Below are 22,026 nucleotides of genomic sequence, written 5' to 3' on the forward strand. Positions count from 1 at the left end.
CGACTTAAGGGGCGACCAGTGAGCAGGATGGTGATAGCGGCAGGCCTCGCCGCATCTGCGGTGCTACTACTTCTCGGTAAGGACTATCTGCACGCATCCTTAGCGGGCTCGGTCGGGGGACGGGATTGTCCTGCGGCGCTGATCCAGGAAGCCACAGCGCGTGCCGCTCGGACCTTCCCCAACGACAACGCCGAGCCGGTCATCCGCTGCATGAAGGGGCCTGCGCTGGGTCTTCGTGTCGATTACGGTGCGAGCCACTTTCTTCCGGTCCTGCCCACACTCATCCTTTTGGGGCCGAAGGGGCAGAACACGGATGTTCTGGCCCATGAGCTTGTCCATGCAGAGGTCCGGGCGAAGACAGGGGCGCTGGTACGGTCCTACGGGCTGCCGACCTGGTTCGATGAGGGGCTGGGGATGCAGGCTGACGAGCGTGCACCGTTTCAGGACCTCGGCGATCTCGCACCTTCTCCCGGTGACTTTCCCGAGCTCGGCGAGATAGGTCGCCCCTCCACATTCTTCCGTGCGGGGAGGCAGAGCAGGCTGAACTACGGCTTCGCCCGCTGCGTGGTGGCGGGTTGGCTGGAGGCTGAGGGCACCGATCTGGACGGGTTTTTGAAAGACCAGAGCCTGCTCGGAAAGTTTCCGACCGACCGTTTCGAACCCCACGCGGCGGCCTGCCGGGAGAGGTTGTCACAGCATTCCTGATAGGGTCCGGGATGACGGTTGGAGGTGCACACGGCCCCTAGGGCAGCTCGCGAGGCATACTGTCATCCGGCGGGGCGCACGGTGCGCGGCGGCACACTCTCGGTGTGCCGCCTTACTGGGTAGGCTGAGGCCTAGGCAGCCTTGCGCCGACGTGCGGCACCGAAGGCGGCGAGGGCCGAGCCGAACAGGATCACCGCGCCCGGAACGGGGACTTCGGAGAGCTCACCGGCCAGGGCGGGCAAGGAGGCGATGAACTCGCCGTCCTCGTTCACACCGTGAATGACGATCTCACGCAGGAACAGGGGCAGGAGGTCCTCGACGCCGTAGCTGTCATTGCTGTCGCCCACATTGGCGAAGAGGGTCTGCGCGTTGGGCGCACTGAAGTCGAAGGTGCGGTCGTAGTCGATGCTCGTGCCGCTTTGGAAGTTGTTCGAGTTGGCTGAGCCGCTATCGGCCAGCGGCAGGATGATGGGGCCGTAGGCGGGGGCGCCCTCCGGCACGGTCAGGATGCCGTCATTGTTCGTATCGAACTCACTCTCCGGCACCGGCGTCACGCTGTCGATCGGGTCGCCGTCCACACCGTCACTGAACCGACCGTGGATGTGCATGACATGCAGGCCGTCATCGAGACCCGACGCCTGGATCTGCACCCGCAGGGTGTTGGCGACGTCGTCATACACAACAGTGGCGTTGCCGCTGCCGCCGCTGTCGTTCAGCTCGGTAAAAGTGGTGGTGTAGGTGAAGGTGGCGGCGTTCGCCCCGGCGCTCAGCGCTAGAATGGAGCCGGCGACGCATGCGCCTTTGACAATCAATCTCAACATCTCGTTTTCCTCCCGTTTTCTTCTTGGGTGTTCAGCTTTGGGACGGATCGGGACCGCATAGCAACGGAACGGCCCATCACGAGGAGGAGAGATGCAAAGAAAATCAAAAGGTTCTGGCCGTTCTATCCAAGACGACCTCCAGATATGAGAAAGGCGAGGCAGAATCTGCCTCGCCTTCTTGCAGCGGCTTTCGCAGCCTATTTCTTGGAGAACGCGTCCTTCACGTTGCCCCAGGCTTTCTTGAGCGAGCCTTTGCGCTGGTCGTTCTCGCCTTGGCGTTCGAGGCTTTCATCGCCTGTTGCCGCGCCGACGGTCTCTTTGATCTGACCGCCTAGCTGGTCAGCGGAGCCTTCGGCCTTGGTTTCGGTGGACGTTTGATGTGCCATGTGAGCGAGCCTCCTTTAGCTTGCTACTGAGCGAACACTGTTCTTCGCGCCCTGTTCCGGATCGGGGATGATCCGGTAGCGGGCCTGAAGGAAGCTGTAGAAGGCAAAGCCCAAGAGCCCGATAGAGATCGCGCCGAGAAGGATCGCGCCGTAGGGCTGCTGCTGGAGCCAGGAGAGCGCACCGCCGACGCCCTTGGCGTTGTCGGGGTTCGTCGTGAAGGCCGCATAGAGCAGGAACGCGCCGATGATGCCGAAGACTACGGCGCGGGCGATGATGCCGAACTTCACGGCCTTGTTCGAGAAGCCGTGGGCGTCGGGCAGGCGGATATGCTCGCGATACTCTTCACCGAGGGCTTTCTTGATCTGAAAGCCCGCGACGATGAAGCCGATGATCCCGGCGATGCCGACGAGCCACACGCCGAAGGGCTGGGCCATCAGCTTCGCGGTGAGGCTCTCAGCGCCGCCGCCGCTGCCGCCGGACGAGCCGCCGGTCGCACCGAAGGCCAGGGCGGCTGCGTAGAGCGCGAGGGCGAAGTGGGTAAGGCCCGAGGCGGCATGGGCGATCCGCTTGGCGATGGCCTTCCCGTCCGAGCCCTCGTTCTCGAGGTCGAAGGCGGCGGAGGCGAGCCTCCAAAGGCCGTATCCGAAGAGGCCGATGGCGAGGAAGGCGAGGACCGCCTTGCCCCAGCCGCTGCCGGTGAGGGTCTCGAGGGCGCCGGTCTGACCCGTGGTGCCGCCGCCCGAGCCGAAGGCCGCCATCAGGGCCAGGCTGCCGACGATGCCGTAGGTGATCCCCCGCGCGGCAAAACCTGCGCGGGCTAGTTTCTCGTAGAGCTCCTTGCTCTCGTTCTTCGCTTGTTGAGCGATAGCCATGGACCGTCTCTCCCGATGGGTTTTAAGTTGTGCGCAAGGGGGATCCCCGCATCTAGAACACGAACGGATGTTCATGCGATGCGTTCAGCCGCTCGCGGCATCGTAAACAGCGTAAGCCCTGTTGCGATGCCGCGCGGGCTTGCCTATCGAGCGCGCAGATTTCTCTCGGAGCACGCGCGCATGGCCATCCTCGTCGACAAGAACACCAAGGTCCTGACCCAGGGGCTGACCGGCAAGACCGGCACCTTCCACACCGAGCAGGGCCTGGCCTACGGCACCAAGATGGTCGGCGGCGTGGTGCCCGGTAAAGGCGGCCAGACCTGGACCGCTGGCGAGCCCGCTGCGGGCACCGAGCTTCCCGTCTTCGGCAATGTCGCCGAAGCGATGAAAGAGACCGGCGCCAACGCCTCGGTGGTCTATGTGCCGCCGAAATTCGCCGCTGCCTCCATGATTGAAGCGATCGAGGCGGAGATGCCGCTTCTCATCACCATCACCGAGGGCATCCCCGTCCTCGACATGGTGCGGGTGAAGGACGCGCTGTCCGGCTCCAAGACCCGCCTCGTGGGACCCAACTGCCCCGGCGTCATCACCCCGGACGAGTGCAAGATCGGCATCATGCCCGGTCACATTCACAGGAGGGGTTCGGTGGGCATCGTCAGCCGCTCCGGCACGCTGACCTATGAGGCCGTGCACCAGACCACCAATGCCGGCCTTGGTCAGTCCACCTGCGTCGGCATTGGCGGCGACCCGGTCAAGGGCACCGACTTCATTGACGTGCTGGAGCTGTTCCTCGAAGACGATGAGACCGAGAGCATCATCATGATCGGCGAGATCGGCGGCAGCGCCGAGGCCGATGCCGCGCGCTACCTGGCGGAGCACAAGATCAAGAAACCCACCGTCGGCTTTATCGCCGGGGTCACGGCGCCTCCTGGCCGCCGCATGGGTCACGCAGGCGCCATTGTTTCGGGCGGCGAGGACACGGCCGAAAGCAAGATCGCGGCGATGAACGAGGCGGGTATCCGCGTCGCGCCGACACCCGCGAGCCTCGGGACGACGCTGGTCGAACTTCTTAAGGAAAAGAGCGCATAGGCGCGCCTGAAAGCTGCCCCGGCGCTTCCCCTGGTGGTTGCGCCGCGGCGGGCGGGGCGTATGTAAGACGCTAGTACGGAAAATATGCGGGCTTCCGGGCCCATGACCAACTACCACCCGGCGGCGGCCGGACCCGCCCCGGCGACCGAAGGACCGGCCGCGACATGGCTCACGACGGCAGCCCAGGCTCCGACTTCGAGGACAACCAGTCCTCCGACATCTCTTTTCTTTCCGGCGGCAACGCGCTCTATCTGGAGCAGCAGTTCGCCCGCTATGCCGAGAACCCCTCAAGCGTCGATCCCGAGCTCCGGGCCTATTTCGACGCCTTCGGCGACGGCTCCGAGACCGCCAAGACCAATGCCGACGGGCCGAGCTGGAAGCGCGCCGACTGGCCGCGCCGCGACGGCGACGAGCTGACGGCGGCGCTCGGCGGCGACTGGAGCGCCGTGAGCGGAGCGCTCGCGCAGAAGCTCGAGAAGAAGAAGCCCGCAGGGATCGACGTCACCGACGTCCAGGCAGCGGTGCATGACAGCGTCCGGGCGCTGATGCTCATCCGCGCCTACCGCGTGCGCGGGCACATGATCGCCAATCTCGACCCGCTGGGCCTGCGCGAGCTCGACGTGCACCCCGAGCTCGACCCCGCCACCTACGGCTTCGAGGAGACCGACTACGATCGCGAGATCTATCTCGACAACGTGCTCGGTCTGGAGACAGGCTCTCTGCGGACGATCCTCGAGATCTTGCGCCGCACCTATTGCGGCACGTTTGCCATCGAGTTCACCCACATCACCGACCCGGAGCAGAAGCAGTGGCTTCAGAACCGGATCGAGGGGATGGACAAGGAGATCAAGTTCACCCCCGAGGGCAAGAAGGCGATCCTCAGCAAGCTGATCGAAGCGGAGGGTTTCGAGAACTATCTCCACGTCAAATATCAAGGTACGAAGCGCTTCGGCATCGACGGCGGCGAGGCGATGGTCCCCGCCCTTGAGCAGATCATCAAGCGCGGCGGCGCCATGGGGGTCCAGGAGATCAATGTGGGCATGCCCCATCGGGGCCGCCTCAACGTGCTGGCCGCGGTGATGGGCAAGCCCTACCACCAGATCTTCCACGAGTTCCAGGGCGGCGCTGCCATTCCTTCCGATGTCGGAGGATCGGGCGATGTGAAGTACCATTTGGGCGCCTCGTCGGACCGCGAGTTCGACGGCAACAAGGTGCACTTGTCGCTGGCGGCGAACCCCTCTCACCTCGAAGCGGTGGACCCGGTCGTGCTCGGCAAGTGCCGGGCCAAGCAGGACATGATGGAGCACGGCGACGAGATCACCGTCGCGCGTACCCACGTCCTGCCGCTGCTGCTGCACGGTGATGCGGCGTTTGCAGGGCAGGGCGTCGTGGCGGAGTGCTTCGGTTTCACCCAGCTCAGGGGCTATCGCACCGGCGGCACGGTCCACTTCATCGTCAACAACCAGATCGGCTTCACGACGAGCCCCCGCTTCTCGCGCAGCTCTCCGTACCCTTCCGATGTCGCGAAGATGGTCGAGGCGCCGATCTTCCACGTCAACGGCGACGATCCGGAGGCGGTGGTTTTCGCAGCCAAGGTCGCGACCGAGTTCCGGATGGTCTTCGGCCATGACGTGGTGCTCGATATGTGGTGCTACAGACGTTACGGCCACAATGAAGGCGACGAGCCGGCGTTCACCCAGCCCCTCATGTACGAGAAAATCCGTGCACGCCGTACCACGCGTGAGCTCTATGCCGATCGTCTCGTCCAGGAAAGTCTTCTCAGCGAGGCCGAAGTCGAGAAGGAGATGGCGGACTTCAAGCAGTTCCTCGCTGACGAGTTCGACAAGGGCGAGGCCTATGAGCCCACCAAGGCGGACTGGCTCGATGCCCGCTGGAAAGGTTTCGCTCCGCCCCAGGACGATGAGCGCAAGGGCGACACCGCCGTCAGCCTCGACCGCCTCCAGGCGCTGGGCAAGAAGCTGACCCACGTTCCCGAAAACTTCACCATCCACAAGACGCTGAAGCGCATCCTGTCCGCCAAAGAGAAGACGCTGACGAGCGGCGAGAACATCGACTGGGCGACCGCCGAGGCGCTGGCTTTCGGCTCGCTTCTCAACGAGGGCTATAGGGTGCGTCTGTCCGGCCAGGACTCGGTACGCGGAACCTTCTCTCAGCGCCATGCCAGCTTTGTCGATCAGAAGACGGAGAAGCGCTGGACGCCGCTCAGGCACCTCTCCGACGAACAGGCCGAGTTCGAAGTCATCGATTCGAACCTCTCCGAGTTCGCGGTGCAGGGTTTTGAGTACGGCTACTCCCTGGCTGACCCCACGACCCTGGTCCTCTGGGAAGCGCAGTTTGGCGACTTCGCCAACGGTGCGCAGATTATCTTCGATCAGTTCATCTCCTCCGCCGAGAGGAAGTGGCTGCGCATGTCCGGCCTGACGCTGCTTCTGCCGCACGGCTATGAGGGGCAGGGGCCTGAGCACTCCTCAGCGCGCCTAGAGCGCTACCTCCAGGCCTGTGCCCAGGATAACATCCAGGTCGCCAACTGCACAACGCCTGCGAACTACTTCCACATCCTTCGCCGTCAGATGAAGCGGGACTTCAGAAAGCCACTCGTGCTGATGACGCCCAAATCGCTGCTGCGCCACAAGCGCGCAGTGTCGACCTATGAGGAGATGGGGCCGGGCTCGTCCTTCCACCGGGTCCTGTGGGACGATGCGGAGTACAAGCCCGAATCGTCCGAGATCAAACTGGTGGCCGACGAGAAGATCCGCCGCGTCGTTATGTGCTCGGGCAAGGTCTATTACGACTTGTTTGAAGAGCGCGAGAAACGGGGCGTGAACGATGTCTATCTGATGCGCGTCGAGCAGTTCTACCCGCTGCCCGCTGGCTCCCTCATCAAAGAGCTCAGGCGCTTCAAAGATGCCGAGATGGTCTGGTGCCAGGAAGAGCCTAAGAACATGGGCGGCTGGTCCTTCATCGAACCGAACCTCGAATGGGTGCTCACCCAGCTCGACGCCAAGCACACCCGTGCCCGCTATGCAGGGCGGCCTGCTGCGGCCTCGCCTGCTACGGGGCATGCTGAACAACACCGAAACGAACTCGAGGCCTTCCTCGAGGAAGCCTTAGGATCCTGAAGAAGATGGTCGAAATCCGCGTACCCACCCTTGGCGAAAGCGTCACCGAAGCGACGATCGGCCAGTGGCTGAAGAAAGAGGGCGACACGGTCGCCGCCGACGAGCCCGTGGTCGAGCTCGAGACTGACAAGGTCTCGGTCGAGGTGCCTGCGCCCGCCGCCGGCGTGCTGTCGAAGATCACCGCCCAAGAGGGCGACACGGTGGAGCTGAACGCGCTCCTCGGCGAGATCGGCGGGGAAGGGGCCTCCTCCGGTGCTGTTGCTCCGAAGGCTGAGGAGAAGCCCGCATCCAACGGCGCTGCGGCGGTCAAGGAGACCGAAGCAGGCGCCGGGCAAGAGGTCGAGATCACCGCTCCTTCCTCGGGCGAGAGTGTGACCGAGGCCGATATCGGCGAGTGGCTGGTCAAGGTCGGCGACTATGTGAAGGTGGACGATCCGATCGTCAGCTTGGAGACGGATAAGGCGGCTGTCGACGTGCCCGCGCCGGTCTCGGGTACGCTGAAGGAGATCGTTGCCGAAGCGGGCGCGACGGTCGCCGTGGGCGATGTGCTCGGCATCATCACCAGTGGCGAGGCCGCCGAAGGCCGAGCACCGAGCGCGAAGCCTGCGGATCAAACACAGGAAACCGCGGCGCCTCAGACCGAAGTGCATCAGAACCAGCAGAGCCAGGGTGCCCTCAGCCCCGCGCCGCGCCGCATCATCGAGCAGAACGGCCTCGATGCCGGCTCGATCCAGGGCACCGGCCGCGGTGGCCGCATCACTAAAGGGGATGCCCTCAACGCGCTGAACCAGGTCAGCCAGCAGCAGGAAGCGAAACAGGCCAAAGCGCCCTCCGCGCCCAAGGAGCTCGGCGAGCGCGAGGAGCGGGTCAAGATGTCCCGCCTGCGCCAGACCATCGCCCGGCGCCTTAAGGAGAGCCAGGAGACCGCCGCTCAGCTCACCACCTTCAACGATGTGGACATGACCGCGGTCATGGCGGCGCGCTCTCAGTATAAAGACCTCTTCGAGAAGAAGCACGGCGTGAAGCTCGGCTTTATGGGCTTCTTCGTGAAGGCCGCCATCCAGGCCCTGCGCGAGGTGCCCGAGGTCAACGCTGAGATCGACGGCCAGGACATTATCTACAAGAACCACTACGACATCGGTATCGCAGTGGGTACGGAGAAAGGCCTCGTCGTCCCCGTCGTGCGCGATGCGGACATGAAGTCCCTTGCGCAGATCGAGAAGGATATCGGCGACTATGGCCGCCGTGCTCGCGATGGTGACCTCAAGCTCGAGGAGATGCAGGGCGGCACCTTCACCATCACCAATGGCGGCGTCTACGGCTCGCTCATGTCCACGCCGATCCTCAACATGCCCCAGTCGGGCATCCTCGGCATGCACCGTATCGAGAAGCGACCCATCGCTGTGGGCGACAAGATCGAGATTCGCCCCATGATGTATCTCGCGCTCAGCTACGACCACCGCATCGTCGACGGCAAAGGTGCCGTGACCTTCCTGGTCCGGATCAAGGAGAACCTGGAAGACCCGCAGCGTCTTCTGCTGGATCTCTAAGCACTACGAGATTCTTCAAATACGAAGAGGCCCGCGACGCAAGATCTCGCGGGCCTCTTCGTAATCAGCTAGATTCATAGTAACCGGCAAATTTATCGGCGCACAGAACGGAGCCGTCGGAACCGCTCGCCGTCACATCCGGTGCTTGAGGTAGTAGAAGCCTCGCTCAGCAACAGATGGGTAAAGGTCGTCCGTAAGCTGACGAGCAATCTGCTGCAACTCGGGCCGGTCTTTCGCTCTGTCTTCGATTAAGGCATTGCCAGCGATCCTTCTGACCCTCGGCGATGGATCCGAAGCTGCCTGGTTCAGAGTGTAGAGCCAGTCCACTGCAATAGTTAGGGGGCGATGCTCGGTCACCGAGCGCCGCTTGGCCTCGTTGAACCTTCGATCCACCCAGGCTTTCTCGAACCCATCTGCCCATTCAGCCCTGCCTCTCAGAAGCCATTGGGTCGCGGTAGCCCTCACGGCGGGCTGCGCAGCGCTTCTGCTGAGATTGGGTAGCTGGTGGTCGATTGCAGGAAGATCAGCCATGCTGCCCAGAAGCCGCGCCATGGGTCCAGCGTGCTGATTCTCAACTTGGTCGAGTATGACTATCAGAACTTCAGGAACTGCGCGCAAGGCGCGGAGGGTCGCGATTTCATTCTCTCCAATACGGCCCCAGTCGCGAAAGGACGGCAGCACATAGGACGCAGCTTCTGCCATAGTAGAAGCCGGGGTGCTGATTGCCGCGTGTTTGGCTGCCACAACGGCCGCCCTTCGAACCTCCGGCACCCAGTCGTTCAGACGTCGGAGCACCACCGTCATCAAAAAGGGGTTGGGAATAGGGTGCCGTGCGGCATATCGAAGGGCCGCTTCGCGCCGGAAACCATTCCAGCTCATGAGGTCTAGCCACGGTATGGTTTTCAAGGTCGGATCGAACTTAGGATCCCAGGGTTCATAAGTATGAACGAGTGCCTTCCGAAGAGTATGTTCGGCAGACTGTGCGTCTTTCGGGACGCATTTCTCGCACGCGTCTACAAAAGCACTGAGCCGCACGCTAGAAATTGGACCAGTTTCGTTCTCTAGCGCAACTGCAGCCCTTGATAGCGCCAGATATGCTCCATCACCTTCGTCAGTTGGCGAGGGGACATGAAGAGTACGCGGACGGGTCTTGTCGCTCTCGTTATGCTGGGCGGGGCGTCGGAGAAGGCCCAGTTTCTTAAGAACCTCTTGCCACACATCCGCTACTTTACTGCTGCTAGGTTCGGTGCAGTCGGTTACTATAGGTTGCCCGCCCTACCAAAGGAAAAGGCCGGGCGCTGCGGCCCGGCCTCCTCAGTCTTACTTAGTCGGTGAACCGATTAACGACGGGGTTCGTCGTCATCGTCGGCGAGTTCGTCGGTTTCTTCCTCGATCTCGTCACCGGCTTCTTCGGCTTCGTTCTCAATGTCGTCACCAAGTTCCTCGGCTTCCTGTTCGACATTCTCGGCACCAGCTTCGATGTCGTTGCCGAGCTCTTCGGTCTCACGCTCAACGTCGTTGCCGAACTCTTCCGCTTCCATCTCGGTAGTTTCAGCGCCGGCTTCGATATCGTTGCCGAGCTCGTTGGTCTCGCGTTCGATGTCGTTACCTAGCTCTTCCGCTTCCTGTTCGGTCGCATCGTAGCCGCGCTCGATATCGTTGCCGAGTTCTTCGGTTTCGCGCTCGACGTCATTGCCAAGCTCTTCCGCTTCGTACTCGACTTCGTTGCCGAGAGCTTCTGCATCGGCAGCAGTTTCGGCAGCTTCACGCTCGACATCGTTGCCGAACTCTTCCGCTTCCATCTCAGCTTCGTCGTAGCCGCGCTCGATGTCGTCGCCCATCTGATCGGCTTCGGTCTCGATGGCGTTTCCGGCTTCGTCGAACTCAGCTTCAGCCTCGTTCAGCGTTTCGTCCGTTTCCGCTTCGAACTCTTGGACTTCGCGTTCCGCGGCGGTCCGGTTGCCTTGGAAGGTGTTGTTCACACCGTCCTGCAGGCGACGGGTCAGCGGCACGGCGAGGGTACCTTCATAGGGCGTCATCGTGCCGAAGTTCTCCGGAGAGACGTCCACGGAGTAGCCGACATTGGTCTCCGCATCACCCTCGGCGACAGCGATGTCCGAGTAGGGAAGGGCGTAGCGCTGATCGTCATAGGCGATGACGACGTTCTCGAGACGACCCTCGGAGCTCATCACCAGATCTTCGACCTCGACGGTCTCGTCGGAGGAGGCGAGCTGGATCTCGGCGCTGCGCAGCTCGGAGAGGAGCGTGTTGCCGTTCTCGCCGATCACGAAGTCGTCGCGCGACCAGGGTGCGTAAGCAGCAATGGTCTCTTTGTCGGCGTCGATCTCGAAACGCAGCTTCTCGCCGTCACGAACCGGGGTCAGCTTGTCGAAGGCGACCACATAGGTCTCTTCGCCAACGCCCGCAAAGCCGCCACTCTCGATGATGGCGTCGGTGGCCATGCCGTTCTCGTCGACGATCACGTCGATCAGGTCGGCTACTTCATCGCCTTCAGCGTTGAAGATGTCGACGTCGATGAGCTGGTAGCCGTAGACTTCGCCGCCGAAATCGGTGCCCATGGACTCGGTGGAGGCGTCGACATTGGCGACGGCCATCTCGTCGTCGTCCATCTCATCCATATCGTCGCCATCGGCGAGGCGGGCCTCGTCGTCGGAGACGGGTATGTCGTACTCGTCATCCTGGGCAACGGTGGTGGTAGAGACTTCGCCTTCGTCCTCAGTATCGTAGTCCTGGGAGATCGGGCTTACCGCAGCGTCGGGTCCGTCTTCATAGGTCCCGGTGGCAGGGTCGAAGGCAGTGCCATCGTCCAGTTCGGAGCGGTTGTAGTCCTCGTCCTCGAGGGGCTCGCCCTCGTTCAGAGTGTTGTAGTCCTCGGCTTCGTACTCATCCGAGGTGTCGACGTCGTCCATGTCGTCATCGGACATGGTGTCGGCGTCGTCCGACATTTCGCCCATATCCTCGGGCGGGTTCATGTCGCCGGGCTGGGTCTCAGCCGGCATCATGGTGGGGTCGGCGTCCTCCATCTCCTGCTCGGGCATGTCCGGCGTGGTGCTCGAGTTCGGAGAGGTCTGCTGGAGATTGCCCTCGGCATCCATCTCCATGTCGCCGTCGGCAGCGTCGTCTTCTTCAGTGGTGGTCTGCAGAACGACGTCGTTCAGCTCTTCCGCGCTGTCGACTTCGTCAAGTTCGTCCTGTTCGAGTTCATCGACCTCGGCAGGGACGTCTGCGCCCGGCTCGACATATTCTTGGGGATCAACAGCCTCTTGGCTTTCCTGGGCATAGGCGCCAGCGATCATCAAGGTGCTGATAGCAGTACTGCAAAGAAGGGTTTTCATGTTCCGCCTTCAAAAGTTTCTACAGACCGGCCAACACAGCTTTCGCGGGAGGGTTTCACTGTCGCGCAGAGGTGAAAGCAGTAACTATAAAGGGTTGTTAACCTTCACGAACTGATTGTGAATTTACGGTGTTCTATGAAATGAGGTTGTGACTTTCACACCCTTTTCTGGTAGGGAAGACCATGGGCTGGTGGAAATTTGCAAGTTTAGTGCTTTTGGTGGCGGCTAGCGGCTGTCACACACGCTCGCCTGACGCCCGCGAGGGTATGGTTGGCGGCATCCGGGAGGGCGCGCTGGCGCCGCTCGAGGATCTTAACGTCCGTCGTGAACAGATCCCGCCGCTCCTGGCCGAGCTCGACGTCTACGAGAAACCCGTTCCTTCAAGCTGTACGGGCATTGAGATCGAGATAGCCGACCTTGAGAGCTACGTTGGCTCGGATATCGACCGGGTTGCACCGGTGGGCTCCACCAGCTTCCGCAGCCGCATGTCCGACATTGCCGACGACCAGGCCTACCGTCTGGTCAGCGATCTGACCACGGATTTCATTCCCTTCCGCTCCATGGTGCGCCGGGCCACTGGCGCTTCGGCTCATGACAAGGCCGTGCGTGAGGCCTATCGCCGTGGCCGCCTGCGCCGCAGCTATCTGAAAGGCGTCGGCTTCGCGATGGGCTGCGACAGCCCCGCCGCGCCGCGCTTCCCGCAGACCGTGGCCGAGCGCCGCCGTCTCGACGCGGAAGCTGCCTCGGTGAGCTTCGAGGTGCTGGAAGTTCCGCCTGCTTGGTAGCGGGCACGAACACCGCTGTCTTTGCTGCCTTTAACCGCTTGCGTCTCATGTCGCCTCTCGGCATCACCGCGGCAGCAAGCGGAGCGGTGCGATGGCGCGGAAAGTCTATAAGAGCGCGAAGGAAGCGCTCGAAGGTCTCACCTTCGACGGCATGACGGTGATGGCAGGGGGCTTCGGTCTTTGCGGCATTCCCGAGCAGCTCATCATTGCGCTGCGCGATTCAGGCGCCAAGGACATCACCGCCATCTCTAACAATGCGGGCGTCGACGATTGGGGCCTGGGGCTCCTGCTCCAAACGCGGCAGATCAAGAAGATGGTCAGCTCCTATGTGGGCGAGAACAAGACCTTCGAGAAGCAGTATCTCGGCGGCGAGCTGGACCTAGAGTTCAACCCCCAAGGAACGCTCGCCGAGCGCATCAGGGCAGGCGGCGCGGGCATCCCGGCCTTCTACACCAAGACCGGCGTCGGCACGAAGATCGCCGAGGGCAAGGAAGAGCGCGAGTTCGGCGGCGAGCGCTACATTCTAGAGACGGGCCTGACCGCGGACCTCTCTTTGGTCCGCGCCTGGAAGGGGGACCATGAGGGCAACCTCGTCTTCCGCAAGACTGCCCGCAACTTCAACCCGATGATGGCCACCGCCGGGAAGACCTGCGTCGCCGAGGTGGAGCACCTCGTCCCCACTGGCGAGCTCGACCCGGATCACATCCACACGGCTGGCATCTTCGTCGACCGGATCGTCGAGGCGGAGCAGGAGAAGCGCATCGAGCAGCGCACGACCCAGGAAGCAGCCGCCGCCAAGGCAAAGCAGGGCGCGACCGGCGGCAAAGCGGCTTGAGGTAACGGAGGAAAATCAGATGGCTACAACTCTACCAGCAGCCGAGGCATCTGCCGAACTCGCAGAGAGCTTTGTTGATCGTGCTTACCGGTACTTAGATGGTGCCGATGCTAGCGATGGAGAAAAGTTATTAGCCGCATCGCAGCTAGCGAATGTAATGGCGACGGTTTTCGCAGCCTCCGCTGGAAATCAAGATCTAAGCTCAGCATCTGTGAAAAAGGCTGCTGAAGTAGTCTCTCGGAGTAGATAAACGTGCCCTGGACCCGTGATCAGATGGCCGAGAAAGCCGCGAGCGAGCTCGAAGACGGCTTCTACGTGAACCTTGGGATCGGCATCCCAACCCTGGTGGCGAACTACATTCCGGGCGGCATGGAGGTCACGCTCCAGTCCGAGAACGGGATGCTCGGCATGGGGCCTTTCCCGACTGAGACGCAAGTCGACGCCGACCTCATCAATGCCGGCAAGCAGACCATCACCGAGCTCGACAAGACGAGCTTCTTCAGCTCGGCCGACAGCTTCGCGATGATCCGCGGGGGGCATATCGACCTCTCCATCCTCGGCGCGATGGAGGTGAGCCAAGGCGGCGACCTCGCCAACTGGATGATCCCCGGCAAGATGGTGAAGGGCATGGGCGGCGCCATGGACCTCGTCGCCGGAGTGAAGCGCGTCGTGGTCCTGATGGATCACATGTCCAAGTCGGGCGACCCGAAGCTCCTCAAGGAGTGCTCCCTACCGCTCACCGGTGTGGCCTGCGTCGACCGGGTGGTCAGCTCCCACGGGGTCTTCGATGTGGACAAGGCGGCGGGCAAGCTGAAGCTCATTGAGATAGCGCCGGAGGTGACGCTCGACGAGCTGCGCGCCAGCACCGAGGCTGCGTTCGAGGCTTAGGGCTGGTCTCTTGTCCCTTATGCAGTCATGATGATCTAGGGACGGCGATAGACTGCCTTTATCTTATCCGTCCCGTCCAACCTGCTCCGCGAAACCAATCAGATTGCCCGAAGGGTCACGCACATAGATCTCCCGCGCGCCATAATCGGTCATGCGGGCGGGCACCGCGATCGAGTGCTCATCAATCCTAGCTTCGAGATCAGCGAGAGAGGCGACTTCGATATAGATGACCGAGCGGCCCACGCCTTCGATCAGCGTTTTGTCCTGCGCCCGCGCGAGATCGAAGGACTGGTACATCACCTCTATACCGTCCGCAGACAGCGCGGCAAACCCGAGCCCCTCGCCGAAGGGCACGGTCATGGTCGTCTCGAAACCCAGCCCGCTCCAGAACGCAGCACAGGCCTCAACGTCCTCCGCCAGAAGAACGGGAGTGATCTTCAGAAAACGTTCCATGCGGTCCTCCTCTATGAAAGCAGGCTGCGCGACGGTTGCCTGGCCGCTGCCACAAGTGACCAGCATGCAACCGATCAGAACAAGTCGAAACATTCTCGCAACCCCTAGCTAGTATTAATAATACTAGTTTGTGTTCTCTGGCGCAAGGGGTTTTGCGCTTGGAACTGCCTTGCCGCTAGAACGCGGTCCATGAAGCTCACCGTTCCCGATCTCGTGGTTCTATCGGTGCTCGTGAGAGCAGGGCCGATGCACGGATACGACCTCTGGCAACGCCTGTCGGCTGCTGACGTGCGAGACTGGGTACGGGTGTCGCGTCCGCAGACCTACTATTCGCTCCGCAAGCTGACGGAAGGGGGTTACCTACAGAGGGTAGAGGCGTCCAAGCCTTCGGGCGGACCCGAACGCACCACCGTTCGCGCAGCGGCATCAGGCAAGCGAGCGCTATGGGAGGCGCTTGCGCTGGATCAATGGGTGGAGCGGCCGCCGCCCCATGCCTTCGTGACCTGGGCGGCCATGGCGGCGCAGGGTGATCCGGCGGTCGCGCAGCAGCAGATCGAACGACACCGTGCGATCCTTTCAGGGGAGATCACACGGGAGGAAGACACCCTCTTCGCGCTCGATGGAAAGGCGGGGGTCGACGCCGCCGTCGCCCGCGCTCTGGTGCGAATGGCCATCAGGCGAATGAGGGCAGACCTCGCTTCTCTCGACGAGGTAGCGGATGCGCTGGCGCTCGCGAGCTGGGCCGAAGACGGATTGAGCTGATGCAAGGGGCCTTCGCCTCTTGGACGGTTGAGCCTACCTCCACCCCATGCCGCGCTTCATCCGTACCGTCGATCTCGAGACCACGGGCTCGCGCCCGCCTGCCCATGCCGTCTGCGAGATCGGCTGGCAGGACGTAGTCGAGCAGCCTGACAGGACATGGGAAGTGGGCGGCGAGGACGGTTTCATTATCTGCGATCCCGAACGGGACATCCCGCCGGTCACCCAAGCCGTCCACCACCTCACCGATGAGGACGTGAAAGGCTGCCCGGTCTTTCGCGACGTAGCGCCTGAGGTGCTCCGTCCGGGGCCGGACTGTATCGGCCTCGCTGCCCACAGGGTGACCTTCGAGAGCCGCTTCTGCACGCCGGAGCTGACCGGTGGCCTGCCCTGGGTCTGCACCTGGAAGTCGGCACTTCGGTGCTTTCCGGACAGCCCCAGCTTCTCGAACCAGGTGCTCAAATACTGGCGAAAGCCCGAAGGCCTCGACCGTCAGCGCGCTTTGCCTGTGCACAGAGCGTTTCCTGATGCCTACACCACGGCCTTTCACCTGCGCGATATGCTCAACATGGTCGGCCCGGACGAGCTCTTCGCTTGGAACGAGGAGCCGGGCCTTCTCCCGCGCGTCCCGCGCGGCGAGCTGCGCGGGACCAAATGGGGTGAGCTGAGCGATGCCGAACTGACACCCCTCCTCCGGGACAGGGATGTGGACATCCGCTTCTCGGCCAGCCGCGAGATGGAGCGGCGCACAGGTCTTCCTGCGACGGAGAAGCGGGAGAAGCAGGGCGTGCTGCTTTAACGCAGCTCCTCTGAAAGAACATTCCGCTGATCCGTCATCCCGGAAAGCCGGTAGGCTTATCCGGGACCCATGGACCGAACGGAAGAAGTAGGTAGGAAGGTTCTGTCCATGGGTCCGTCGATCCGCGCTGCGGCTCAACCTCGTTTCAGTCGGCCGGGATGACGGTGGGAATACGCTGTACCCCTACCGTCCCATCCACCTCGCAACCCGCGTCGCCACCAATGCCGAGCCGCTCAGGGCAAAGAGCAGCGCGAACACTGTTGTCGCGCGAAGCCACCAGGAGTTGAAGTTTTCGCGGCTTGACCAGTCCATGATGTGAAGCCCCCACATGAAGTCGAAGCTGTACCACAGTGGCGTACGCACCTTTTCTAGTTCGCCGGTCAGGGGGTGGAAGTAGAGGGCGGCGCGGTCATCCGGTCCGAAGCTCGCCTCCCATACCGGACCGTCGCCGCCCACCGCGCGGGGGCGCTCTTCGAGATAGGTGAGGCCTGCGAGGGTGCCTCGTCCGGCATAGCTGCTTTCCGCCAGCCTGGCCATCGCTTCCTCGTTCAGAACCGGCAAGCGTTCGCCCGTCAGACCACTGACTAGCACCTCCTCGAGGCCGTAGCGGACGACCCAGACCGGCTCGCCCGAACGCATGGTCAGCAGAGCCTCGTTGGCGGGGAAGGGGGCGGCGGCCATGGCAATTTCGGGCGCGACGATGCCGCTTTCAGGCAGGAAAGGCGCCGAGCGGTCGGTACGCAGATGGTCGCCGCGCACGCGGTCGATGTCGAAGCCGACCATGAAGAGGCCCGAGGCGAACCATAGAAGCACTTGGGCGCCGACGGCGATGGCGAGCGCCAGGTGAAGCTGACGCAGGCGGCGCTGCCAGAGGCCTCTGGTCATCTCAACTCTCACCGAAGACGCGGGCGAAGATCGTATCGACATGCTTGGTGTGGTGGTTCATGTCGAACATCGCCTCGACCTCTTCGGCGGACAGCGCGGCCATGACCTCTTCGTCCGCCTTCAGAAGGTCGAGGAACTTGGCGCTCTCGTCCCAGACCTTCATCGCGTTGCGCTGGACGAGGCGGTAGGCGTCCTCGCGGCTGATGCCTGCCTGGGTAAGGGCGAGGAGCACGCGCTGGGAGAAGACGAGGCCGCCAAGCTGGTCGAGGTTGCGCTGCATGTTCTCAGGGTAGACGATCAGCTTCTCGATGACGCCGGCAAGACGATGGAGGGCGAAGTCGAGATGGGTGGTGGCATCGGGTCCGATCCCTCTTTCCACGGAGGAGTGGCTGATGTCCCGCTCATGCCACAGCGCCACGTTCTCCATGGCCGGAACCACGGCGGAGCGGACGAGGCGGGCGAGGCCGGTGAGGTTCTCGGTGAGGATCGGGTTCTTCTTATGCGGCATAGCCGAGGAGCCTTTCTGGCCCTTGGAGAAGAACTCGGACGCCTCCAGCACCTCCGTACGCTGAAGGTGACGGATCTCCGTGGCGAGACGCTCCACCGACGAGGCGATGATGCCGAGGGTCGCGAAGAACGCGGCATGGCGGTCGCGGGGGATGACCTGCGTCGAGACAGGCTCGGGCTTGAGGCCCAGCTTCTCCGCTACGTATTCTTCGACGGAAGGGAGCGTGTTTGCGAAGGTGCCCACCGCGCCGGAGAGAGCGCAGGTGGCGATCTCCTCGCGCGCGGTCCTGAGCCTCGTCAGCCCCCGGTCGAACTCTGCGTAGAAGGTGGCGAGGGTCACGCCGAAGGTCGTCGGCTCGGCATGGATGCCGTGGCTGCGTCCGATCTTGACCGTGTCCTTGTGCTCGAAGGCGCGGGTCCTGAGGGCGGCGAGGACCCGCTCGATGCCCTCGATCAGCATGTCGGCGGCTCTAGTGAGCTGCACGGCAAGCTGCGTGTCCAGAATATCCGAACTCGTCAGACCCTGGTGGACGAAGCGGGCGTCCTCGCCGATGAACTCGGCGAGGTGGGTAAGGAAGGCGATGACGTCGTGCTTGGTCTCCGCCTCGATCTCGTGGATGCGCTCGACGGAGAAGGTGGCGGCGTCGCCCTTCTCGCGGATGGTCCTTGCCGCCTCTTTCGGGATGATTCCCTCCTCGGCCATGGCCTCGGCGGCATAGGCCTCGATCTCGAACCAGATACGGTACTTGGTGGCGTCGGACCAGAGGTCGATCATGGGCTGGCGGGCATAGCGGGGGATCATCGGTTTGTCCTTGTCTTCATCGGCAGTGCGCCGCACAAATCTGGTGTCGCCGCATCAACGCTATACGAGGCCCCCGATCAAGACCCGCTACGACTGCATGAAGTGCCCGGCCTATTGCTGCTCCTACGCGCATATCCCGGTGACTGAGGACGATGTCGGCGTCCTGGCCGAGTATTTCGACCTGGACCACGACCAGGCGAGAAAACGCTTCACGAAGCGCGGCGACGAGGACAGCCCCCGCGTCCTGCGGCACAAGGCCGACGAGCATTTCGGTACGATCTGCCGTTTTCTCGATTCAGAGACCCGCGGCTGCTCCATCTACGAGGCGAGGCCGCAGATCTGCCGCGACTTTCCCAACCGGAAGCGGTGCGGGTATTACGAGTTTCTCATACACGAGCGTGAGACTCAGGAGGATGAGGAGTGGATCTCGACAACGGGCAACTGGAGCTAGCCCGACCGCAGGCGCTTCACGGCGTCGTCTCGCCTGAAAAGGTAGAGCAGCACGCGCAGAGCCTCGCCTCGCTCCGAGGTCAGCTCCGGGTCCTCCTCGCACACCATCCGCGCATCGGTGGCGGCCACCTCCAGAAGGCTCTGGTGCTCGGAAGGGTTGGCCAGGGCGAAGTTCGGCAGGCCGGACTGCGCCGTGCCCAGCACATCGCCTGAGCCGCGTAGGCGCAGATCCTCCTCGGCGATCTCGAAGCCGTCCTGGGAGTTTCGGAGCACGTTGAGGCGGGCCTTGATGTTCTCCGACATCTCCCCCGGCGCGCCGCCATAGAGGAGGATGCAGGTGCCGGGCTTGTCCCCGCGTCCCACTCGGCCCCTAAGCTGGTGGAGCTGGGCGAGGCCGAAACGCTCGGCGTGCTCGATCACGATGATCGTGGCGTCGGGGGCGTTGACGCCCACCTCGATAACGGTGGTGGCCACGAGAATCTTAGCATCGCCGCGGGAGAAGCGCTGCACGGCGACGTCCTTCTCAGGCCCCTTCATCCGTCCGTGTACCAGCTCGACGGTTTCGCCGAAGCGGGCGCGGAGGGCGGCATGGCGCTCCTCGGCAGCCGTGGCGGGGAACTGGTCGTTGGTCTTGACCAGGGGGCAGACCCAGTAGACCTGGCCGCCCGCCTGCACGGCCCGGCCCACGGCTTCGGTGACCTGGCCGAGCTTGGCGAGGGGCACGGCGCGGGTGTCGACGGGTTTTCTGCCTGGCGGCTTCTCCTTGATCTGGCTGACATCCATGTCGCCGTAGGCCGTCAGAGCCAGGGTCCTGGGGATGGGCGTCGCGGTCATCACCAGAACGTCCGTGCCCGAACCCTTCTCCTGCAGCTTGAGGCGCTGCTGCACGCCGAAGCGGTGCTGCTCGTCGATGATGGCGAGGCCTAAATCCGCGAACTCGACATCGTCGGAGAAAATGGCGTGGGTGCCGACGGCGAGCTGCACGAAGCCTTCGGCCACGGCCCGGCGCTTGGCGCGGCGCTCCTCGCCCTTGTCCCGGCCCGTCAGCAGGACGGCGGAGACGCCTGCCGCCTCCAGAAGCGGCTCCATCGTCTCCATATGCTGGCGCGCCAAGATCTCCGTAGGCGCCATGAAGGCAGCCTGCGCGCCCGCTTCGATGACATCGAGGGCGGCGAGAAGCCCGACCACCGTCTTGCCCGAACCTACATCGCCCTGCACCAGGCGCACCATGCGGCGGGGGGCGGCGAGGTCCTCCCGGACCTCGGTCAGCACCTTGTCCTGGTCGCCTGTTAGGGAGAAGGGGAGCGCGGCCCTCGCTATTTTCGCCAGCTCGCCGCCGGTCTTGAAGCTGCGGCCCGCCAGCGCCCGCTGCCGTGTGCGGATCAGCGCGAGTGCGAGCTGGCTGGCGAGGAACTCGTCATAGGCGAGACGCCGCCGCGCCGGGTTGTCCGCCTTGAGGTCGAGACGGGTTTCAGGGTGGTGCGCCATCGTCACCGCCTCGCGGAAACCGGGAAAGCGCTCGCGCTCGATGAGGTCAGGCCGCAGCCATTCGGGTAGCGCAGGCAGGCGCTGGAGCGCCTCGCGGTTGGCCTTGAGAAGCGTTTTCGCCTGAAGGCCTGCCGTCATCGGGTAGATGGGCTCGGCCGAGGGCAGGTCGCCGCCCTCCTCGGGATCGAAGATCGTGTCGGGGTGGACGATCTGGCGCTGGGAGCCGTACTGCTCGATCTTGCCCGAGACGATCCTTGTGTCCCCTTCGGGTAGCTGTTTGTGCAGCCAGTCCGCACGGGGACGAAAGAAGACGAGCCGGACGAAACCCGTCTCGTCCGAGCAGAGAACCTTGTAAGGGCTGCGCGGGCGGTCGGAGGGCGGCGGCTCATGGGCGTCCACCTTGATCGTCAGCGCGGCATACATGCCGTCCTCCGTCTCGGCGATCTTGGGGCGGAAGCTGCGGTCGATGACGCCCGTCGGCAGGCGGAAGAGAAGGTCGACCACCTGCGGTCCGGCTATCTTCTCGAACAGCTCGGCCGTCTTCGAACCCACGCCGGGCAGGGCGGTGAGGTCGGCGAAGAGAGGGTTGAGGATCGACGGTCGCACGGCCCCGTTCTGCCGCGTGTTCGCCTTTTGGTACAGGGTCCGGACTCCAAAACCGTGACAGTTTGTAGGCCCGGATCCTACTCCGTCATCCCTGCGCGAGGCTCTGGGCGATCCCCGCCCGCACCCGGTCGGCGCCCTCCGCTTCGGAGCGAGCCAGGCGGCGCAGATACCAGGCGAGGGCGCGGCAGTAGCCGTCCGTTCCCGCAGCCTGGCTACCGACGAGCTGGAAACGCGAGGCCTCTTCTTCGGAAAGCCCGGCAGGATCGTTGACCGCGGCGTAGTCCTCTTGACTGGGCAGGGCACGGGGCTCGCGATCGCGCCCGTTTGCCAGCACCCGGAACAAAGCGGCCACTTGGGCGTCGATCACCGGCAGGATGGCAGGATCGCTGGCGGCGGGACCGAGGGCCGCCGCGCCCAGCGTTCCGTACTGGCCGCACCTCGTCTCACCCAGCTCGCGCAGCACCACGTCGAGGGTATCGGCGGAGCGCTCCAGATAGGCGGTCAGCAGCCTGTCTTCGGCGGCGAGCGCGTTGCCGCTCTCCCTGAGACGAAGCTCCGTCGCGTGAGCGAACGCCGCCTCGCGGGCCGCCTGCTCGGGCTCGGGCAGCTCCCGTATATCCTTCAGTTCACGGAGAAGAACGCCGAAGTCCTCGGGGTACTCTTCCTCCATGACACGGTAGAGGGCGCTGGTCTGGGTCAGCTCCTCGCCTATCCGGTCGAGGCTGGCATCGCCCGAACCGCCGAAAAGGAACTTCATGGCGAAGAAGCCGATGACGGCGCCGACAATGGCGAAGAGGAGGCGGGCCGGGGTGCTGTTCATGAACAGGGCTTTCTGTTGCTGACGCTGTT

The 22,026-nt window shown here is 63.4% G+C and carries 20 protein-coding genes; 10 read left to right on the top strand and 10 right to left on the bottom strand.

The annotated features are described in order from the left end of the window. The first annotated feature begins 27 nt into the window (after positions 1-27). Entirely contained in the window at positions 28-705 is a 678-nt protein-coding gene (locus NOG11_RS07940; RefSeq protein ID WP_370468251.1) for a hypothetical protein, read from the top strand. A gap of 131 nt (positions 706-836) precedes the next feature. Here NOG11_RS07940 and NOG11_RS07945 read toward each other — a convergent pair whose 3' ends face one another. The 3 genes from NOG11_RS07945 to NOG11_RS07955 all read right to left on the bottom strand — a co-directional run bounded on the left by NOG11_RS07945 (position 837) and on the right by NOG11_RS07955 (position 2,785). Continuing rightward, the gene (locus NOG11_RS07945) at positions 837-1,526 is read right to left on the bottom strand and encodes a CHRD domain-containing protein (RefSeq protein ID WP_256619191.1); all 690 of its coding nucleotides are present in this window, start codon (positions 1,524-1,526) and stop codon (positions 837-839) included. Positions 1,527-1,723: 197 nt separating this feature from the next. Continuing rightward, positions 1,724-1,912 (bottom strand): CsbD family protein, encoded by a 189-nt coding sequence (locus tag NOG11_RS07950; protein ID WP_256619193.1) that lies wholly within the window; start codon positions 1,910-1,912, stop codon positions 1,724-1,726. Positions 1,913-1,927: 15 nt separating this feature from the next. Continuing rightward, the gene (locus NOG11_RS07955; protein WP_256619194.1) at positions 1,928-2,785 is read right to left on the bottom strand and encodes a DUF1206 domain-containing protein; all 858 of its coding nucleotides are present in this window, start codon (positions 2,783-2,785) and stop codon (positions 1,928-1,930) included. A 180-nt stretch (positions 2,786-2,965) separates the two neighbouring features. On the opposite strand from NOG11_RS07955, the gene sucD reads away from it, so the two are divergent. The 3 genes from sucD to odhB all read left to right on the top strand — a co-directional run bounded on the left by sucD (position 2,966) and on the right by odhB (position 8,564). Continuing rightward, positions 2,966-3,874, top strand: coding sequence for a succinate--CoA ligase subunit alpha (gene sucD, locus NOG11_RS07960; protein WP_256619195.1), 909 nt, complete (start codon positions 2,966-2,968; stop codon positions 3,872-3,874). A gap of 164 nt (positions 3,875-4,038) precedes the next feature. Next, complete coding sequence (locus NOG11_RS07965) at positions 4,039-7,014, top strand: 2-oxoglutarate dehydrogenase E1 component (RefSeq protein ID WP_256619196.1); 2,976 nt, start codon at positions 4,039-4,041, stop codon at positions 7,012-7,014. 5 nt (positions 7,015-7,019) lie between these two features. Continuing rightward, the gene (gene odhB / locus NOG11_RS07970) at positions 7,020-8,564 is read left to right on the top strand and encodes a 2-oxoglutarate dehydrogenase complex dihydrolipoyllysine-residue succinyltransferase (protein ID WP_256619197.1); all 1,545 of its coding nucleotides are present in this window, start codon (positions 7,020-7,022) and stop codon (positions 8,562-8,564) included. Positions 8,565-8,696: 132 nt separating this feature from the next. Here the strand turns inward: odhB and NOG11_RS07975 are convergent, their stop codons facing one another. Then, entirely contained in the window at positions 8,697-9,443 is a 747-nt protein-coding gene (locus NOG11_RS07975) for a hypothetical protein (RefSeq protein WP_256619198.1), read from the bottom strand. Between the two features lie 461 nt (positions 9,444-9,904). Then, positions 9,905-11,881: a PRC-barrel domain-containing protein gene (locus tag NOG11_RS07980; RefSeq protein WP_256619199.1), complete on the bottom strand. Its 1,977-nt coding sequence runs from the start codon at positions 11,879-11,881 to the stop codon at positions 9,905-9,907. A gap of 305 nt (positions 11,882-12,186) precedes the next feature. Here NOG11_RS07980 and NOG11_RS07985 point away from each other — a divergent pair, with 305 nt between their 5' ends. The 3 genes from NOG11_RS07985 to NOG11_RS07995 all read left to right on the top strand — a co-directional run bounded on the left by NOG11_RS07985 (position 12,187) and on the right by NOG11_RS07995 (position 14,428). Continuing rightward, complete coding sequence (locus NOG11_RS07985) at positions 12,187-12,705, top strand: hypothetical protein (protein ID WP_256619200.1); 519 nt, start codon at positions 12,187-12,189, stop codon at positions 12,703-12,705. Between the two features lie 91 nt (positions 12,706-12,796). Further along, on the top strand, positions 12,797-13,540 hold the full coding sequence (locus NOG11_RS07990) for a CoA transferase subunit A (protein WP_256619201.1): 744 nt from the start codon (positions 12,797-12,799) through the stop codon (positions 13,538-13,540). A 252-nt stretch (positions 13,541-13,792) separates the two neighbouring features. Next, positions 13,793-14,428 carry a CoA transferase subunit B gene (locus NOG11_RS07995; RefSeq protein ID WP_256619202.1) on the top strand — a complete coding sequence of 212 codons (636 nt, stop codon included), beginning with the start codon at positions 13,793-13,795 and terminating at the stop codon, positions 14,426-14,428. A 63-nt stretch (positions 14,429-14,491) separates the two neighbouring features. Here the strand turns inward: NOG11_RS07995 and NOG11_RS08000 are convergent, their stop codons facing one another. Continuing rightward, positions 14,492-14,881 carry a VOC family protein gene (locus tag NOG11_RS08000; RefSeq protein WP_256619203.1) on the bottom strand — a complete coding sequence of 130 codons (390 nt, stop codon included), beginning with the start codon at positions 14,879-14,881 and terminating at the stop codon, positions 14,492-14,494. 189 nt (positions 14,882-15,070) lie between these two features. Here NOG11_RS08000 and NOG11_RS08005 point away from each other — a divergent pair, with 189 nt between their 5' ends. After that, positions 15,071-15,643, top strand: a complete 573-nt coding sequence (locus NOG11_RS08005; RefSeq protein WP_256619204.1) for a PadR family transcriptional regulator — start codon at positions 15,071-15,073, stop codon at positions 15,641-15,643. Positions 15,644-15,689: 46 nt separating this feature from the next. Continuing rightward, on the top strand, positions 15,690-16,439 hold the full coding sequence (locus tag NOG11_RS08010; protein WP_256619205.1) for a 3'-5' exonuclease: 750 nt from the start codon (positions 15,690-15,692) through the stop codon (positions 16,437-16,439). Between the two features lie 183 nt (positions 16,440-16,622). Here the strand turns inward: NOG11_RS08010 and NOG11_RS08015 are convergent, their stop codons facing one another. Both NOG11_RS08015 and purB read right to left on the bottom strand, forming a co-directional pair. Then, entirely contained in the window at positions 16,623-17,324 is a 702-nt protein-coding gene (locus NOG11_RS08015; protein ID WP_256619206.1) for a hypothetical protein, read from the bottom strand. A gap of 1 nt (position 17,325) precedes the next feature. Beyond that, entirely contained in the window at positions 17,326-18,633 is a 1,308-nt protein-coding gene (gene purB / locus NOG11_RS08020) for an adenylosuccinate lyase (RefSeq protein ID WP_305888992.1), read from the bottom strand. 43 nt (positions 18,634-18,676) lie between these two features. Here purB and NOG11_RS08025 point away from each other — a divergent pair, with 43 nt between their 5' ends. Next, entirely contained in the window at positions 18,677-19,084 is a 408-nt protein-coding gene (locus NOG11_RS08025; protein WP_256619208.1) for a YkgJ family cysteine cluster protein, read from the top strand. Here NOG11_RS08025 and recG read toward each other — a convergent pair. Beyond that, positions 19,081-21,177, bottom strand: coding sequence for an ATP-dependent DNA helicase RecG (gene recG / locus NOG11_RS08030; protein ID WP_256619209.1), 2,097 nt, complete (start codon positions 21,175-21,177; stop codon positions 19,081-19,083). The genes NOG11_RS08025 and recG overlap by 4 nt on opposite strands. 85 nt (positions 21,178-21,262) lie before the next feature. Beyond that, a complete protein-coding gene (locus NOG11_RS08035; protein WP_256619210.1) occupies positions 21,263-21,997 on the bottom strand; it encodes a hypothetical protein in 735 nt (244 codons plus the stop codon). Positions 21,998-22,026: the final 29 nt, after the last annotated feature.

This window comes from Parvularcula maris (assembly GCF_024505085.1).
Taxonomy (GTDB): Bacteria; Pseudomonadota; Alphaproteobacteria; order Caulobacterales; family Parvularculaceae; genus Parvularcula; species Parvularcula maris.